Source organism: Rhodococcus sp. C26F, assembly GCF_053345925.1.
The window spans coordinates 266,578-284,337 of the sequence record NZ_JBKFBA010000004.1 but is presented as its reverse complement, the minus strand read 5'-3'; the positions used below and the strand labels follow the sequence as shown (position 1 = coordinate 284,337).

General features: G+C 66.9%; 14 protein-coding genes and 1 pseudogene. 12 read left to right on the top strand and 3 right to left on the bottom strand.

Features of this window, described 5'->3' with window-relative positions; all coding sequences use genetic code 11:
- The first annotated feature begins 107 nt into the window (after positions 1-107).
- From clpX to ACLBYD_RS08225, 4 genes and pseudogenes are all read left to right on the top strand, one after another.
- Positions 108-1,385, top strand: a complete 1,278-nt coding sequence (clpX, locus tag ACLBYD_RS08240; protein ID WP_258259230.1) for an ATP-dependent Clp protease ATP-binding subunit ClpX — start codon at positions 108-110, stop codon at positions 1,383-1,385.
- 178 nt (positions 1,386-1,563) lie between these two features.
- The gene (locus ACLBYD_RS08235; protein WP_447816035.1) at positions 1,564-3,156 is read left to right on the top strand and encodes an acyl-CoA synthetase; all 1,593 of its coding nucleotides are present in this window, start codon (positions 1,564-1,566) and stop codon (positions 3,154-3,156) included.
- Positions 3,157-3,568: 412 nt separating this feature from the next.
- A pseudogene (locus ACLBYD_RS08230) lies at positions 3,569-4,468 on the top strand (phosphotransferase family protein).
- A 4-nt stretch (positions 4,469-4,472) separates the two neighbouring features.
- Positions 4,473-5,573 (top strand): hypothetical protein, encoded by a 1,101-nt coding sequence (locus tag ACLBYD_RS08225; protein WP_447816034.1) that lies wholly within the window; start codon positions 4,473-4,475, stop codon positions 5,571-5,573.
- A gap of 71 nt (positions 5,574-5,644) precedes the next feature.
- On the opposite strand, the gene ACLBYD_RS08220 is transcribed toward ACLBYD_RS08225, so the two are convergent.
- Entirely contained in the window at positions 5,645-6,388 is a 744-nt protein-coding gene (locus tag ACLBYD_RS08220; protein WP_447816033.1) for an SDR family NAD(P)-dependent oxidoreductase, read from the bottom strand.
- Between the two features lie 33 nt (positions 6,389-6,421).
- On the bottom strand, positions 6,422-7,342 hold the full coding sequence (locus ACLBYD_RS08215; RefSeq protein ID WP_447816031.1) for a 3-oxoacyl-ACP reductase: 921 nt from the start codon (positions 7,340-7,342) through the stop codon (positions 6,422-6,424).
- Positions 7,343-7,544: 202 nt separating this feature from the next.
- On the opposite strand from ACLBYD_RS08215, the gene ACLBYD_RS08210 reads away from it, so the two are divergent.
- The 7 genes from ACLBYD_RS08210 to ACLBYD_RS08180 all read left to right on the top strand — a co-directional run bounded on the left by ACLBYD_RS08210 (position 7,545) and on the right by ACLBYD_RS08180 (position 15,226).
- Complete coding sequence (locus ACLBYD_RS08210; protein WP_447816030.1) at positions 7,545-8,162, top strand: TetR family transcriptional regulator; 618 nt, start codon at positions 7,545-7,547, stop codon at positions 8,160-8,162.
- A gap of 118 nt (positions 8,163-8,280) precedes the next feature.
- Positions 8,281-9,444 carry a steroid 3-ketoacyl-CoA thiolase gene (locus ACLBYD_RS08205; RefSeq protein WP_447816029.1) on the top strand — a complete coding sequence of 388 codons (1,164 nt, stop codon included), beginning with the start codon at positions 8,281-8,283 and terminating at the stop codon, positions 9,442-9,444.
- 34 nt (positions 9,445-9,478) lie between these two features.
- Positions 9,479-11,668, top strand: a complete 2,190-nt coding sequence (locus tag ACLBYD_RS08200) for an acyl-CoA dehydrogenase (RefSeq protein ID WP_447816028.1) — start codon at positions 9,479-9,481, stop codon at positions 11,666-11,668.
- A 5-nt stretch (positions 11,669-11,673) separates the two neighbouring features.
- On the top strand, positions 11,674-12,543 hold the full coding sequence (locus ACLBYD_RS08195) for a MaoC/PaaZ C-terminal domain-containing protein (RefSeq protein ID WP_447816027.1): 870 nt from the start codon (positions 11,674-11,676) through the stop codon (positions 12,541-12,543).
- Entirely contained in the window at positions 12,540-13,196 is a 657-nt protein-coding gene (locus ACLBYD_RS08190) for a hotdog domain-containing protein (protein ID WP_447816025.1), read from the top strand. The genes ACLBYD_RS08195 and ACLBYD_RS08190 overlap by 4 nt, the downstream gene beginning before the upstream one ends.
- A gap of 41 nt (positions 13,197-13,237) precedes the next feature.
- The gene (locus tag ACLBYD_RS08185) at positions 13,238-14,026 is read left to right on the top strand and encodes an SDR family NAD(P)-dependent oxidoreductase (protein ID WP_447816024.1); all 789 of its coding nucleotides are present in this window, start codon (positions 13,238-13,240) and stop codon (positions 14,024-14,026) included.
- A gap of 18 nt (positions 14,027-14,044) precedes the next feature.
- Positions 14,045-15,226, top strand: coding sequence for an alpha/beta hydrolase family protein (locus ACLBYD_RS08180; protein WP_447816023.1), 1,182 nt, complete (start codon positions 14,045-14,047; stop codon positions 15,224-15,226).
- Positions 15,227-15,235: 9 nt separating this feature from the next.
- On the opposite strand, the gene fdhD is transcribed toward ACLBYD_RS08180, so the two are convergent.
- Positions 15,236-16,066, bottom strand: coding sequence for a formate dehydrogenase accessory sulfurtransferase FdhD (gene fdhD, locus ACLBYD_RS08175; RefSeq protein ID WP_447816021.1), 831 nt, complete (start codon positions 16,064-16,066; stop codon positions 15,236-15,238).
- Positions 16,067-16,363: 297 nt separating this feature from the next.
- Here fdhD and ACLBYD_RS08170 point away from each other — a divergent pair, with 297 nt between their 5' ends.
- Entirely contained in the window at positions 16,364-17,701 is a 1,338-nt protein-coding gene (locus tag ACLBYD_RS08170) for an ammonium transporter (protein ID WP_447816020.1), read from the top strand.
- Positions 17,702-17,760 lie beyond the last annotated feature (59 nt).

Below are 17,760 nucleotides of genomic sequence, written 5' to 3'. Positions count from 1 at the left end.
GCGCCGACATCCGGGTACGGTCGATCAAAGGGCCCGCTCCCCGGGACCGCCCCGTGTGGTGGTTGCGGGACCGGTTGCACGCACACGAGGAAGTAGGGACCTGACTGATGGCACGTATCGGTGACGGCGGAGATCTGCTCAAGTGCTCCTTCTGCGGAAAGAGCCAGAAGCAGGTCAAGAAGCTCATTGCGGGCCCCGGTGTCTACATCTGCGACGAGTGCATCGATCTCTGCAACGAGATCATCGAGGAAGAGCTGGCCGAGACCAGCGAGGTCAAGCTCGACGAGCTGCCCAAGCCGGCCGAGATCCGCGACTTCCTCGACAACTACGTGATCGGCCAGGACGCCGCCAAGCGCACGCTGGCCGTCGCGGTCTACAACCACTACAAGCGCATCCAGGCCGGCGACAAGGGCCGCGACTCCCGCGGTGAGACGGTCGAACTCGCGAAGTCCAACATCCTGCTCCTCGGCCCCACCGGCTGCGGCAAGACCTATCTCGCGCAGACGCTCGCGAAGATGCTCAACGTGCCGTTCGCCATCGCCGACGCCACCGCACTGACGGAGGCCGGCTACGTCGGCGAGGACGTCGAGAACATCCTCCTCAAGCTCATCCAGGCCGCCGACTACGACGTCAAGCGCGCCGAGACCGGCATCATCTACATCGACGAGGTCGACAAGATCGCCCGCAAGAGCGAGAACCCGTCGATCACCCGCGACGTGTCGGGCGAGGGTGTGCAGCAGGCGCTGCTGAAGATCCTCGAAGGCACCCAGGCATCCGTCCCGCCGCAAGGTGGTCGCAAGCATCCGCACCAGGAATTCATCCAGATCGACACCACGAACGTGCTGTTCATCGTGGCGGGTGCGTTCGCGGGTCTCGAGAAGATCGTCTCCGACCGCGTCGGCAAGCGTGGCATCGGCTTCGGCGCCGAGGTGCGGTCGAAGGCCGAGATCGACACCACCGACCACTTCGCCGACGTCATGCCCGAGGACCTCATCAAGTTCGGTCTGATCCCCGAGTTCATCGGCCGCCTGCCGATCCTCGCGTCGGTGACCAATCTCGACAAGGATTCGCTCGTCCAGATCCTGTCGGAGCCGAAGAACGCTCTGGTCAAGCAGTACGTGCGCCTGTTCGAGATGGACGGCGTCGAACTCGAGTTCTCCCAGGACGGACTCGAAGCGGTCGCCGACCAGGCGATCCTCCGTGGCACCGGCGCTCGCGGGCTCCGTGCCATCATGGAGGAGGTGCTCCTACCCGTGATGTACGACATCCCCAGCCGCGACGACGTCGCCAAGGTCGTGGTCACCGCCGAGACCGTCAACGACAACGTCCTTCCGACGATCGTGCCGCGCAAGGCCGATCGGGAGCGTCGCGACAAGAGCGCCTGATCACACAACACCGACGATTCACGAACGCCCCGGCATCAACAGTGCTGGGGCGTTCGTCGTCGTGTGGGTATCGAGTGTGATATTCACCCGTCCCACTCACCGGGAGTGGTGAACGTCACTGTGCGTGTGAGGTGACACCTTGGCCGCGTCTCATGCCACTGTGTCGGAAGGACTCTCGATGTCGCTGAACCTCGCGGATCTGTTCGAAGCAATCGTCGACGCTGTGCCCGAACGGACGGCGATCGTCTGCGGTGACGAGCGACTCACCTACGGCGAACTCGACGCGGGCGCCAATCGTCTTGCTCATCATCTCGCCGGTGCGGGAGTGGGCGCCGGTGACCATGTCGGGCTGTACATGCGCAACAGCACGGAATTCGTCGAGTCGCTGCTCGCGTGCCTGAAGATCCGGGCGGTCCCGATCAATATCAACTTCCGGTACGTCGACGCGGAACTGGCCTATCTGTTCGACAACGCCGAACTCGTCGTCGTGATCACCGACGGCGAGTTCGCCGGCACCACCGCTGCGGTGCTGCCGCGAACGCCCACGGTGCGGCACGTCGTCACCGTCGGTTCGGTCGCCGACGTGGAATGGGGCGAAGTCACCGCCGTCGACCTCGACAAGGCGACGGCCGGAGAGTCTGCCGAGCGCAACTTCCCGGCGCGCAGCGGCGACGACCTGTTCATCATCTACACCGGAGGAACGACGGGTCTGCCGAAGGGCGTGATGTGGCGGCATGAGGACTTTTTCCACGCGGCGCTGTCGGGCGGGAATCCGTTCGGCGAGCCCCACGCCGACGCCGCCGCGGTGGCGGCCGCGGCCTCAGATATGCCGGAGATGACCTGGATGCTCACCGCACCCCTCATCCACGGTGCTGCCATGTACAGCATGTTCAGTGCCTTCTGTCTCGGAACGGCGCAGGTGCTGGTGCGCAGCTTCGACCCCGTCGAAGTGCTCGGTCTCATCCAACGCGAGCGGGTGATGACGATGACCATCGTCGGCGACGCCATGGCCCGCCCGCTCGCCGACGCGATCACCGAGCACAGATCCGACTACGACCTCAGCTCGCTGTTCGTGGTGGGTTCCGGTGGTGCGCTGTTCTCTCGCACTGTCCGCGAGCAGTTGTCCTCGCTGCTCCCGAACGTCATGGTGCGCGACAATTTCGGTTCGTCGGAGTCCGGTACCGACGGTGAACTCGCCATCGGAGGCGACGGGACGATGCGCATCGCCCCGAAGCCCACCGTGCGTGTCGTGGACGAACGTATGCGCCCCGTCGAGCCGGGTTCAGGAGAGATCGGCTACATCGCCCGTACCGGGCACGTGCCGCTTGGCTACTGGGGCGACCCCACGAAGACCGCAGCCACCTTCCCGGTCATCGACGGCGTGCGTATGTCGGTTCTCGGTGACATGGCCCGAGTCGAGGAGGACGGCACGATCGTCCTGCTGGGCCGGGGATCGATGTGTATCAACACGGGAGGGGAGAAGGTGTTCCCCGAAGAGGTGGAAATGGCCGTGAAGAGTCATCCTGCCGTCATGGATGTGCTCGTCGCTGGGGTCGACGACGAGCGTTACGGCCAGCGGGTCGGGGCCGTGATCCAGCCGCGCGAGGGGCACGAGGTGCCACCGGTCGACCAATTGGCCGAGCACGTCGCCGGACTCATCGCTCGCTACAAGGTTCCGCGGGTGGTTATCGGTGTGGACCACATCGTGCGATCTCCCGCCGGCAAGGCCGATTACCGTTGGGCGAAGACGACCCTCGAATCGTCCCGTTAGCGGGACGTCCCGTCGGGACTCCGGCCCGGGGAAATCGATTCGGCTGCGAAACGCGCTGCGCGGACGAACATCTCGGTTACGTCGTCGTTCGGGTCGGATCTCCAACGTCGAACGGTCGAGAGGTACATCGCACCGACCATTCCGGCGAGGAATTGCGGCGGGTGGTCGGTGCGCACCTCGGCGAGGTGCGCCGGCCTGCACGATGCGGAGCAGTTCGTCGTCCAGCCGCTGCGTGCGTGCATCGCTGAGTTCCGTTGTGGCCATGTCCTTCTCGAGCTCTACTGCGAGTTCCCGTAGATAGCCGGGTGGCTCACGGGTTTCACGTGCGAAGTCCGCGAATACGGCTACGATTCGCTCTTCGGTGGTCAGGTCGCGGGACAGCAGGTCGTCGACCAGTCGGGCGAGCGCGTCCATGTGGCATGCGTGGAGCGCAGTGACCAGAGCGCCCTTGCTGGGGCAACGTCAATTCGACGTCATGGCCGCGGTGCGCGATCACGGCGCGGTGCCGGTGCCCGCGGTGCGGTGGGTGGAGTCCTCCTCGGGTCCGCTCGGCCGCCCCTTTCTCGTCATGGAACGCGCCGAAGGCGAGGTGCCGGTGGACAATCCACCGTACGTCTTCGGCGGGTGGCTCTAGGAGATGAGCGGCGACGAGCGCGCAGCCCTGGAGGAAGCCAGCGTACGGGTGCTCGCGGCGATCCATGCCGTCGACGATCCCGCTTCGCGGGTCCCGTCGCTCGCCGGTACGAACGGATTGTCGAGGCTGCGACAGCACTTCGAGAACGAACGTGCCTACTACGAATGGACACGTCGCGAAGACGGTCTTCGTATCCCGGTGCTCGAGAGGGCATTCGACTGGCTCGAAGCCCGCTGGCCTGCCGAACCGTCGCCCGACGTGCTGTGCTGGGGCGACGCCCGGATCGGGAACATCATGTACGACGGCACGATCCCGGTCGCGGTGCTCGACTGGGAGTCGGCCGCGCTCGCGCCCCGGGAGTTGGACCTCGGCTGGTTCATCTGTTTCCACCGCATCTTCCAGGACATCGCCGAACAGTTCTCGTTCCCCGGTCTCCCGAGTATTCTCCGACGTTCCGATGTGGTAGCGGAGTACGAGAAAGTCGCCGGAGTGAAGGTGCGTGACCTCGACTTCTACCTCGTGTACGCCGCGCTGCGCCACGGCATCGTGATGTCGCAGATCGAGCGCCGGCGCATCCACTTCGGTGAGGTGGAACCGCACGACGACCCCGACGCGTACGTCCTCCACCGCGACATGCTCGCGCGCTTGCTCGACGAATCCTACGATTGGGAGAAATGACTCGATGAAACCAGCTCTGCTCGACGAATATCCGGTGCATCAGTCACCACTGTCGATGGGACGGGTGGCGTCCACCGACCGGAACTTCTACGATCGCAACTATTTCAATGCCCACGACCGCACCGGCGAGATCTACCTCATCACCGGCTTCGGTGTGTATCCGAATCTGAGTGTGGTCGACGCCTTCGTCACGGTTCGGCACGGGGATTCCCAAGTAGCGGTCCGGTTCTCCGATGCTCTCGGGGAGCGGTCCATGGAGAGCGCGGTCGGGGGGTACCGGCTCGAGGTGATCGAGCCCTTGCAGAAGATTCGTGTCATCTGCGAACACGACGAGCTGTCCTGTGATCTCACCTGGGACGGGTCGTTCCCCGCGGTACTCGAGGAGGCGCACATCCTGATGTCGGGTCCGCGCCCCATCCTGGACGCTTCCCGATTCGCTCAGGTCGGGAGCTGGTCGGGCAGTATCTGCGTGCAGGGGAAGGATTTCGCGGTCGACCCGGACACCTGGATGGGTACCCGCGACCGCTCGTGGGGCATTCGCCCGGTGGGGGAGCCGGATCCGCAGGGGCGCTGGACCTACGAGAACCGCGGTGGCCACTATTGGACGTACGTCCCTCTGCGATTCGACGACTTCGCACTCATGGTGATCGTCCAGGAATCGTCCGACGGACATCGCACGCTCAATCACGCCACGCGCGTCTTCGCCGACGGCCGCATCGAACAGCTCGGTTGGCCGCGCCTCGAGGTGAACTATCGCAGCGGCACGCGGCACCCCGAGTCCGCACGCATCCACCTCACCACGCCGGAGGGAAAGCCCCTGGTCGTGGACGTGGACAACCTCGGGTTCATCTCTCTGAGTCACGGTGCCGGATACGGCGGCGACCCCGAGTGGACGCACGGTGAGTGGCGCGGGGAGAACTGGTCGTCCTCTTCGGTGGTGGATACCACCACTGCGGAGTTCCACGGCCGGTTGCCGTATTCGACAATCGATCACATCGCACGAGCGACGATCGACGGACAGGTCGGCTGGGGGATGTTCGAGCACGCGGTGATGGGACGGCACGACCCATCCGGTTTCGTCGGCTGGACGGACATGGCGCCGTAGCGACTGGAGGCCACGAGCACCTCCGACCATGCCGCGGTCGGAGGTGCTGTCGTCCTCGGACGGGCATCCGGTCAACGCAGCTTGACGGTTCCGCCGTCGACCATGAGTGTCTGGCCGGTCATGTAGGACGCGTCTTCACTGGCCAGGAAGACCGCGACGCGGCCGATATCGGCCTGCGGGTCGCCGAACCGGTGCATCGGGGTCTTCGCCAGCAGAGCCTCCTCGACGCCGGGGTTGGCCGCGATGTACGCTTCCACGCCCTCGGTCAGCGCCAGCGGCGAGATGATATTGACGTTGATATCGTCCGACGCCCATTCGTTGGCCGCGACCCGGCTGATCGCCCTGATCGCTTCCTTCGCCGCGGCGTACGAACTCTGCGTGGCGCTCCCGTCGATCCCGGCTCCCGACGCGAAGTTGATCACCGACCCCTTGTTCGCGGCGAGCTGGGCGTGCGCTGCCTTCATCAACCGGAAGGTCGGATAGAAGCCCGTGCCGAACGACAGGTCGATCATCTCCTGAGTGGTCTCGAGCAGTGGCGCCTGTCGGGATGCGTGCGCATTGTTGACGAGCACGTCGAGCTTTCCGAACCGTTCGACGGCCGCCGCGACGATCGTCTCGGCGCTCGACTCGTCGGAGATGTCCGCGTACAGGAATTTCCCGGCTTCGCCGACCTCGGCTTCGAGGGCTTCACCGGCGGCCCGGTCGATGTCGACGAACAGGACGCGGGCACCCTCGCCCATGAATGCTCTGACGATGCCGCGTCCGATCCCTCCGGCACCACCGGTGACGATCGCGACCTTGTCTGCAAGTCTCATGTTTGCTCCCTTCGTGGGTGCGGTGTCAAGCGATCAGTCGACGGCCAGTGCGACCTTCTCGAGTTCCGCGATGCTGTAGGCGGCGTAGGTCTCGTACGGGCCGCGGCCGATGAAGTACGACGAGAGCTGCTCGTCGAGTTCCTCGACCGTGAATGCCGAACCGGCTGCGTCGAAGCGGTTCTCGACGGTCGGCGCTGCCATGAGCGCGACCATTTTTCCGTACACCACGAACACCTGTCCGGTGATCTCCGAGGAGGCCGGCGAGGCGAGGTAACGCACGAGGGTGGCCACGCGCTCCGGCGCCAGGGGATCGAGTCCGGTCGTGGCGCCGGCCTCGCCGAAGGCCTCCGCGGTCATCGCGGTGCGTGCGCGGGGGCAGATCGCATTCGCGGTGACGCCGTAGCGCGCCAGCCCCTGCGCCGTGGACAGTGTCAGTGCCGTGATGCCTGCCTTCGCAGCGGAATAGTTCGGCTGTCCGGCGGAACCGAAGAGGAAGGCCTCCGACGAGGTGTTGACGACGCGGCCGTAGACCGGTCCACCCGCAGCCTTGCTCGCCTGACGCCAGTACACCGCCGCCGCATGTGAGGTGGCGGCATGGCCCTTGAGGTGCACTCGGATCACGTCGTCCCAGTCGGACTCGGTGAGGTTGAAGATCATCTTGTCGCGGATGATGCCCGCGTTGTTGACGAGGATGTCGAAGGACCCGAATGCCTTGACCGATTCCTCGACGAGGCGACCGCCGAGAGCCCAGTCGGACACGTCGCCGGTGACGGCGATGGCCTGGCCTCCCGACGCGACGATTTCCTCTGCCACCTCGTGCGCCGCGTCGCCCATGTCGTTGACGACGACTGCGGCGCCTGCCTCGGCGAGGGCGAGGGCTTCGGCGCGGCCCAGGCCGGCCCCGGCGCCGGTCACGACCGCCGCGCGCCCGGCCAGACTTACGGATTCACCCATGAAACGTCTCCTGTTCGATGGCGGCGGTTCGTCAGTGCACCGCGCCGGAATTAGTATTCATTCTAGTCTCGGGTGGTGGTTGGTCCACCCACGGGACAGGTCCCACTGGCCGGGATCAGGCGGGATACGAGACGTGCCCACCTGGAACGTTCGTCGCCGCAGTGGTCGATGCGCCACCGGTCGTGAAGGGGAGGAACCGAGCATGCCCAGACTTGCGGAGGCCCGGGACGCCGCAGAACCGAGTTCGGCGGAACAGCATGCGCGATACGGCCGGATCATCGACGCTGCCGCACAGTTGGGGGCGGTGAAGGAACTCGAACGCGTTCGGATGCAGGAGGTCGCCGAACTCGCCGGCGTCGCCATCGGGACCCTCTACCGCTACTTTCCGTCCAAGACCCATCTGTTCGTCGCGGTCATGGTGGATCAGATCGATCGGATGGGAATCCACCTCTCCAGGCGCTCGCAGTCGTCCTCGTCGCCTGTCGACGTCGTATACGACGCGTTGCTGCAGGCCACCCGGGCGCTCGTGCGCACTCCGTTACTGGCGAACGCGATGATCCAATCCGCCGCGTCGTCGAACGCCGCCACCATTCCCGACGTGGCGAAGATCGACCAGCACTTCGACGGACTGCTCCTGGCCGCCGCGGGTATCGCGGAACCCACGGTGCGGGACGCGACCGTCGTGCGGTTGGTCGTGGCGCTGTGGTTCGGTCTCGTCCAGTCCGCGCTCAACGGGCGGATATCGATCCCCGAGGTGGAGTCCGATCTGCGCGTCGCGTGCGACCTTCTGCTGGTCGATCTGCCCGCCGATACGCGTTGACGGGCAATTCTCGAAGACCGCATTCCGCAAGGTCCGTCCCGCTCGGTGGGACTGTGCAGGAAACTGCGGTCACCGTCACTAGAATAAATTTCAATATCTTCGAGAGCTGGGAGTAGGCATGAGCAAGGTCGTCATCGTGGAGGCCGCGCGGACACCGATCGGTCGTCGCCGCGGACAGCTGGCCGGGGTCCACCCCGCGGTGTTGCTCGGTGCCGCCCAGAAGGCCGTTCTCGACCGCACCGGCCTCCCCGCCGACCAGATCGGTCAGCTCGTCGGAGGCGCCGTCACCCAGGCGGGGGAACAGTCGAACAACGTGACCCGGCAGGCCTGGCTCCACGCAGGTCTCCCGTACACGACCGCGGCGACGACCATCGACTGCGCGTGCAGTTCGTCGCAGCAGGCGGTCCACATGGTGGCGGGCCTGATCGCGTCCGGGCAGATCGACGCCGGAATCGGATGCGGCGTCGAGGTCATGAGCCGCGTGTTCCTCGGCCAGGCAAACGCCCCGGGCACCGGCAACCCCTATCCGGACGACTGGTCGATCGACATGGGCGACCAGTTCACCTCTGCCGAACGTATCGCCCACAAGCGCGGCATCAAACGTGACGATGTCGATGCTCTCGGATTCGAGTCGCAGCGTCGCGCCGCAGCCGCGTGGGCCGAGGGGCGCTTCGACCGCGAGATCGTCCCGGTGCAGGCGCCGGTCGTGACCAAGGAGGGCGAGCCCACCGGTGAGATCGCGACCGTGACGCGTGACGGAGGTCTTCGCGAAACCACCGCGGAAGGACTCGCCGGTCTCCGGCCGGTCATCGAGAACGGAATCCACACCGCCGGAAACTCCTCCCAGGTCAGCGACGGCGCGGCCGCCGTACTGCTGATGAGTGAGGACAAGGCGCGCGAGGCGGGTCTGCGGCCACGTGCGCGTATCCTCGCGTCGACGCTCGTCGGTTCGGACCCGTACCACCACCTCGACGGCCCCATCGACGCGACTCGCGCGGTACTCGAGCGCACCGGAATGTCCTTGTCCGACATCGACATCGTCGAGATCAACGAAGCCTTCGCTTCGGTCGTGTTGTCCTGGGCGCAGGTCCACGGGGCCGACATGAGCAAGGTCAACGTCAACGGCGGCGCCATCGCGCTCGGCCACCCCGTCGGTTCCACCGGCTCGCGACTGATCACCAGTGCCCTGCACGAACTCGAGCGTTCGAACCGTTCGACGGCGCTGGTCACGATGTGTGCGGGTGGCGCGATGGCCTCCGCCACCATCATCGAGCGCATCTGACGCCGGACATTCTGCTATCCGAAGGGACCCGATCATGACTCTGGGATTGAGCGACGAGGACCGCGAGCTCCGTGATTCCGTACGCGGCTGGGCGGCACGACACGCCACACCCGACGTGATCCGCACGGCCGTCGAAGCGAAGACGGAGGCCCGCCCGACGTACTGGAGCTCGTTCGCCGAACTCGGAATGCTGGGATTGCACCTGCCCGAAGAGGTCGGAGGCGCCGGTTTCGGTCTGCTCGAAACAGCAATCGTCGCAGAGGAACTCGGACGGGCCATGGTGCCCGGCCCGTTCCTTCCGACCGTGATCGTGTCCGCGGTCCTCGACGAGGCCGGCCGTCGCAGCGAACTCGACGGGCTCGCGGACGGTTCGCTGTTCGGTGCGGTCGCCCTGCAACCCGGGGACCTGCGCGTGGAGCGCGACGGCGATTCCGTCACACTCTCGGGAACCTCCGGTGTCGCCCTCGGCGGCCAGGTCGCGGATGTGTTCCTGCTCGCGGCCGACGACGGTGGTGAGCGGGTCTTCGTCGTCGTGACCCGTGACCGGGTCGAGGTCACGAACCTGCCCAGCTACGACGTGATCCGCCGCAACGCCGAGATCACCGCAAGTGCCGTGACATTGTCCGACGAGGACGTACTGGGATCGGACTCGCATCGGATCGTCGATATCGCCGCGACCTTGTTCGCCGCAGAGGCTGCCGGTCTCGCGGACTGGGCAACCACCACCGCTGCGGGTTATGCGCGGGTCCGTAAGCAGTTCGGACGTGTCATCGGGCAGTTCCAGGGCGTCAAGCACACCGTCGCCCGGATGCTCTGCCATACCGAACAGGCTCGGGTCGTGGCCTGGGATGCTGCCCGTGCGCAGGCCGAGGACGTGTCGGACGACGAGGCGTCGCTCGCCGTCGCAGTTGCCGCGTCCATCGCCCCGGAGGCCGCCTTCCAAGTCACCAAGAACTGCATCCAGGTGCTCGGCGGTATCGGCTACACCTGGGAGCACGACGCCCACCTGTACGTGCGGCGCGCCCAGTCGCTCCGGATCCTGCTCGGCTCCACGGCGTCGTGGCGGCGCCGGGTCGCCCACCTCACGCTCGACGGTGCCCGCCGCGTGCTGAGCGTCGATCTTCCGCCCGAGGCGGAACGGATCCGCGCCGACGTCCGTGCCGAACTCGAGCCGGCGAAGTCGTTGGAGAACGCAGCGCGGAAGGCGTATCTGGCGGAGAAGGGCTACACCGCTCCCCATCTGCCGGAACCGTGGGGCAAGGCCGCCGACGCCGTCACGCAACTCGTCGTCGCCGAGGAATTGCGCGCCGCCGAACTCGAACCGCACGACATGATCATCGGCAACTGGGTGGTGCCGACCCTGATCGCGCACGGCAGTACCGAGCAGATCGAGCGATTCGTCCCGCAGTCGCTGCGCGGGGATCTCGTGTGGTGTCAGCTCTTCTCCGAACCCGGCGCCGGGTCCGACCTCGCGGGCCTGTCCACCAAGGCCGTCAAGGTGGACGGCGGGTGGAGGCTCGACGGCCAGAAGGTGTGGACCTCGATGGCGCGGGTCGCGGACTGGGGCATCTGCCTCGCCCGCACCGACGCGGAAGCGCCCAAGCACAAAGGCCTGTCCTACTTCCTGATCGACATCAGGAACACCGAGGGTCTCGACATCCGGCCGCTGCGAGAGATCACCGGCGAAGCCCTGTTCAACGAGGTGTTCCTCGATGGCGTGTTCGTGCCCGACGAGTGCCTCGTCGGCGAGCCCGGGGACGGATGGAAACTCGCCCGTACCACCCTCGCCAACGAACGCGTCTCCCTCTCGCACGATTCGACTTTCGGTGCCGGCTGCGAGACCCTCATGGCGCTTGCGAACGGTATGCCCGGTGGGCCGGACGACGAACAACTCACCGTCCTCGGCAAGGTTCTCGGCGATGCCGCGTCCGGTGGCCTCATGGGTCTGCGTACCGCTCTGCGGTCCCTGGCCTGCGCGCAGCCGGGTGCCGAGTCCTCCGTCGCCAAGCTCCTCGGTGTCGAGCACCTGCAGCAGGTCTGGGAGACCGCGATGGACTGGGCCGGTACTGCGTCGTTGCTCGACGACCAGGACCGAACCTCGGCCACCCACATGTTCCTCAACGTGCAGTGCATGTCCATCGCCGGTGGGACGACCAACGTCCAGCTGAACATCATCGGTGAGAGGCTTCTCGGCCTGCCCCGCGACCCCGAACCCGGAAAGTGACGCCCATGCCCATCGATACCGATGTCGCGCTCTCCGCTGCGCCCACCGTCCGCTACACCTCGTGGACCGAACGCGATGTGATCCTCTACCACCTCGGTCTGGGTGCGGGCGTCGACTCGCTCGATCCCGCCGAACTGCGGTGGGTGTACGAGAAGGACCTGCGGGTCCTGCCGACCTTCGCGATGGTCGCCGGTCAGGGCGTCTCTGCCGGTGCGGTGACACCGGCCGGACTGAGCCTGCCGGGAATCGACATCGACCTGCGCAGGATCCTGCACGGCGGCCAATCCGTCACCGTGCACGCCTCGATCCCGGTCTCGGGTTCGGCGACCGTCTCGTCCCGCATCTCCGACGTATGGGACAAGGGCAAGGCCGCCGTGATCGTGCTCGAGCAGTCCGCAGTGGACGTCGACGGAAACCCGTTGTGGACCAGTGCAATGCAGATCTGGGCGCGCGGTGAGGGTGGTTTCGGCGGAGACGCCGGGCCCGATGTGCCGAACGCAGTGCCGGAACGGGACGCCGACAAGACCCTGGTGTCACCTACGAGCACGCAACAGGCACTGGTGTACCGGCTCAGTGCCGACATGAACCCGCTGCACGCCGATCCCGAATTCGCGAAGGCGGCCGGTTTCGATCGGCCGATCCTGCACGGACTCGCCTCGTACGGTGTCGTGTGCAAGGCCGTCGTCGACGGTGTGCTCGACGGAGACCCGACCCGGGTCCGGTCGTTCTCGGTCCGCTTCGCCGGCACGCTGTACCCCGGGGAGACGATCGAGACGGCGGTCTGGCGCGACGACGACACCCTCACCTTGCTCGCCACATGTCCCGAGCGCGACGGGCAACCGGTGCTCACCCACGCCACGATGGAGATTCGATGAGAGTCGACCCGGACACCCACCCCGTCGTCGGACGCGCGCCCGACGGTACGGTTCTGACCTCGGCACCGCAGGACACCGCCGTCGACCGCGCCACAGCTGCCGCGCGGCGCGTGGTGGACGCGTTGCTGCGCACCGACCGTCGCAACGCGAATCTCGAGCGGGTCGCCGAAGAACTCGACAATATCGCCGAGCACCTCGAGGAACACGCTCCCGAAGTGCAGGAGCGACTGATCGACATGTGGCACGGGGAAGGCGTCACCCGGCACGACCCGGTCACCGGACCGGAGAACGCGCTCGCTCCGCCGGTGGTTCTCGCCGGTCGGGAGGACGGATCGGTGGAAGGCGTCGTCGAACTGACCTTCCCGTACCAGGGGCCGCCCGGGCACGTGCACGGCGGAGTGTCCGCCCTGCTGCTCGACCACACGCTGGGCGTGGCGAACGCCTGGGCCGGGCGCAGCGGCGCCACTGCGCAACTCAACGTGCGCTACCACCGCCCGACCCCCCTGTTCGAGCCGCTGACGATCACCGGCCGCCTGGTCGAACAGAACGGACGCAAGATCAACACGGTCGGCGAGATCAGGACCGCGGACGGCACGGTGTGCGTGTCAGTCGAGGCGCTGTTCATCGACAGGACGGTTCCCCGTCCCCGTTGACGGCCTGCATCGCACACGCCGTGGTATCGGAAAGGAACGGCATGGGGAAATTGGACGGGCGGGTGGCGATCGTCACCGGCGCCGGGATGGGAATCGGCCGCGGAGTCGCCGGTGCGCTGGCCCGCGAGGGAGCGAGCGTCGTCATCGCCGAAGTCGACGAGCAGGCAGGAGCGGATACCGCGCGGTGGCTCACCGAGCATTGGGGCGTGGAGGCACATTTCGTGCCGACGGATGTCACCGACCGTGAGCAGGTCCAGACCATGGTGGACACGGCCGTGCGCGAATTCGGGCGTCTCGACATCCTGATCAACAACGCCTGGCGTTCACTGGGTTTCGCGCGGCTGGAGAACACGCCCGAGGAGAGCATGCAGTCGGGTTTCGACATGGCCGTGATGGCCGCCTTCTGGGCGATGCAACGTGCGTACCCGGAACTCGCCCGGCACGGAACCGGCCGAGTCATCAACATGTGCAGTCTCAACGGCGTCAATGCGCACAGGTACTCGGTGTCGTACAACGCCGCGAAAGAGGCGCTGCGCAGCATGACTCGCACTGCGGCCCGAGAGTGGGCGCCGAAGCAGGTGTGCTGCAACGTGATCTGTCCCGGCGCGCAGAGTGCGGCATATCAGCGGGTCACGGAGGCGGACCCGCAGATGGCAGCGACGCAGGCCGCAGCGAACCCGATGGGCCGTATCGGCGACCCTCTCGAGGACATCGGAACCGTGGCAGCCTTTCTCGCGAGCGACGACTCGCGGTATCTCACCGGCAACACGCTGTTCGTCGACGGCGGTAGCCACATCAACGGCGTGCAGTGGGCGCCGAACGTGGACTGACATCCCAACGGAGGATTCATGATCTCTCGTACTTCCCGGCGCCTGGTGGCAGCACTCGCCGCAGCGTCGATGCTCGGCATCACGTCCTGCGCGGACTCGGGTGACGAGACCGAGGAGACTGTCGGGGGACCGGGCTCCCTCGTCACCGAACGCACCCTCACCGGCGCGGCGGCAATTCCCAGCGCATCGCGCACGCATCTGATCACCTACCTGTCCGAGGGCGCCGATCGGCGTCCCACTCTCGTGTCGGGCACCGTCGCGATCCCCGAAGGTGAGGCCCCCGACGGAGGCTGGCCCGTGATCAGTTGGGCACACGGCACCACCGGGGTCGGTGACGCCTGCGCGCCCTCCGCCGACATGCCGGGCGGTCCCGCCCATTCCTACGTCGGCAGGACGACCGCCATGCTCGACCGGTGGGTCGCCGACGGCTACGCCGTGGTCCAGACCGACTACGAGGGCCTCGGAACGCCGGGCGGACATCCGTACATGAACGGAGACAGCGCGGCCGCCGGCGTCGTCGACATCGTGCGTGCCGCTCGGCAGCTCGATCCCGACATCGGCACCCGATGGGTCGTGATGGGGCACAGCCAGGGCGGGCACGCCGCGCTGTATGCGGCGGCACGCGGCGAGGAACGCGCACCCGAACTCGAACTGCAGGGCGCGGTCGCCTTCGCTCCGGGTAGCCGGACCAGTGAAACCGCCGAGTACTATGCGACGGCCGGTCCCGCGATCGGTCCGGCGTTGGGCTTCCTGCCGGTGCTGCTGCTCGGAGCGCAGGCGGCGGACCCGAGCATCGACGCCGACGCGATGCTCACCGACGCCTCGCGCCCCCTGCTCGATGCCGCGCGCACCGGGTGCATGGACGACATCCGCGAGGTGGCGAGCACGGTCCCGGTGGACCAGGTGTTCGCCCCCGATGCGGACCTCGAGTCGCTCCGCGAGTACTACGCCGGCCAGGAGGTCGAACCGCTCACCCTCACGGTGCCGACACTCGTGGTGCAGGGAACCGACGATGTACTGGTGTCGCGTCCGGTCACCGATCAGGTGACCGCTGCACTGTGCGACAACGGAGCCGATCTGGCCTACCGGGTGTACGACGGGGCCGACCACCGTGCGGTACTCGAGGAGTCCTTCGACGACGTGCGGGCGTTCGTCGACGGAGTACGCGCGGGCCAGGCGCAGGACGGCACGTGCGGCTGATGCCGTCGATCAGTCGGTCTTGATGCGCTCGGGGACGGTGTAGACGTTCATCGTGTCGCCGCGGAGGAAGCCCACGAGGGTGAGGTCGGACTCCGCGGCGAGATCGACGGCCAGCGACGACGGCGCGGAGACCGCCGCGAGCACGGGGATCCCGGCCATGACCGCCTTCTGCACGAGTTCGAACGACGCGCGTCCGCTCACCATGAGCACGGTGTGCGAGAGCGGAACCCGGTTGTCGGTCAGGGCCCAGCCGATCACCTTGTCGACGGCGTTGTGCCGGCCGACGTCCTCGCGCAGGGCCAGCAGCACCCCGTCGGGGGTGAACAGTGCGGCCGCGTGCAGACCGCCCGTCGACTCGAAGACCTGCTGGTGCCGGCGCAGCGTGTCGGGCAGTTCGGCGAGGGTGTGCGTACCGATCGAAGTGGTGCCGACATCCCTCAGCGGATAGCGCGTGCGCGTGCGCACCTCGTCGAGCGAGTTCTTCCCGCACACCCCGCACGCGGAGGTCGTAGTGAACGCGCGTCGCCCCGTCCCTTCGGGGATGGTGACGCCGGGGGCGAGGGCGACGTCGAGGACGTTGTAGGTGTTGGCGCCGCTCTCGTCCACCCCGTCGCAGTAGCGGACGGCGGCGATGTCCTCGCGACTGCCGATCATCCCTTCGGCCAACAGGAATCCGTGGACGAGATCGACGTCGTGCCCGGGGGTGCGCATGGTGACGGTGAGCGACTCACCCCCGACCCTGATCTCGAGCGGTTCCTCGACGGCGAGGGTGTCGGGACGTCGCGTCGCCCCGCCCGCAGTGATGCGCAGTACCGGTCGACGTGTCGTGACCCGTCCCATCGTCTACCTCCAATGCGTGCAGCGGCTCGAGCCGTCGTTCCCACGGAATCCCGGCAGGGCAGGGGTACCCCGGTGGCACAGGTTGTGCACACCGCGGGACGCGGCGCCTCGTCCTCCATACTGCCTGCCCGCACGCAACCGCGGCCCCCTCCGGTAACTGCGGTGGCGTTACACGAAGTTCACTCGCATCTCGCAGGGACATTACAGAGTCGGTCCACTCTCAGGGGACGGTGATGAATGCGGGTCACCGACTGACGTAGGGGTCGTGAACCCCGGGATCGAACAGGGTGGACTTATATGGAACAGGCACTCGCGGCCGCCGATACCGCCTGGGTTTTGGCGGCGTTCACAGCAGTCGTACTGATGGTTCCGGGCCTGGCGCTGTTCTACAGCGGCATGCTCGGAGTCAAGAGCGCGCTCAACATGATCATGATGGTGTTCGGCGGATTCGCCGTCACCGCCGTCCTGTGGGTGCTGTTCGGTCCGGCCGCCGTGCTCGGTGACAGCGTGGGGGGCCTCGGCCTCATCGGCGATCCCTTCACCGACATCGGTCTGGGGTCGCTGCTGGAGGAGGACCCGGACGGAGGGATGCCCGCCGCACTGACCGCGGCCTTCCACCTCCTCTTCGCGGGCATCACGGTGGCGATCATCGCCGGTGGTGTCGCGGACCGGATGAAGTTCTCGGCATGGCTGGTGTTCTCGGGCATCTGGGTCGTCCTCGTCTACTTCCCGGTCGCGCACTGGGTCTTCGCCTTCGACGACGAGGAAGCGGGCACGAAGGGCGGATGGATCGCCAACACGCTCGCCGCCCACGACTTCGCCGGCGGCACCGCCGTGCACATGAACTCGGGTGTCGCGGCGCTGGCACTCGCCATCGCACTCGGTCGCCGCCGCGGATTCCCGCACGTGGCCCGTCCCCACAACCTGCCCCTCGTCGTGCTCGGTGGCGGAATCCTGCTGTTCGGCTGGTTCGGCTTCAACGGCGGTTCGGCGGGCGGCGCCAACCACACGGCCGGTGTCGTCGTCCTCAACACGCTCGTCGCCGCGATGGCCGGCCTGCTCGGCTGGCTGATCGTCGAACGCATCAAGGAGAAGCACGCGACGACACTCGGTGCCATCTCGGGCGTGATCGCCGCACTCGTGGGCATCACGCCCGCAGCGAGCCTCGTGTCCCCGCTCGGTGCCCTGCTGATCGGCGTGGTCTCCGGTGCCGTCGGCTGCTTCGCCGTGAGCTGGAAGTTCCGCATGGGCTACGACGACTCACTCGACGTCGTTGCCATCCACCTCATGGGCGGCGTCGTGGGCACCACCCTCATCGCCTTCGTCGCGACGGCCACCGCGCCGGCCGGTGTCGACGGTCTGTTCTTCGGCGGCGGGATCGATTTCCTCGGACGCCAGATCGTCGCGATGGCCGCGGTGTTCGCCTACTCGTTCGCGGTGACCTTCCTGATCGCGAAGGCGCTCGACAAGATCATGGGCATCCGGGTCGACACCGAGACGGAGATGCGGGGCATCGACGTCCCGGTCCATGGGGAGACGGCCTACGTGATGGACTCGTTCTCACCAACCGGTCCGTCGACGCTGCGTCCCGAGGTGTTCGCCGAGGATCGCGACGTGATCGTGCCCAAGTCCTGACCGGCGAGCTTCACCGATCGAACGGCAGGAGCCCTCACCGCACCGCGCGGTGAGGGCTC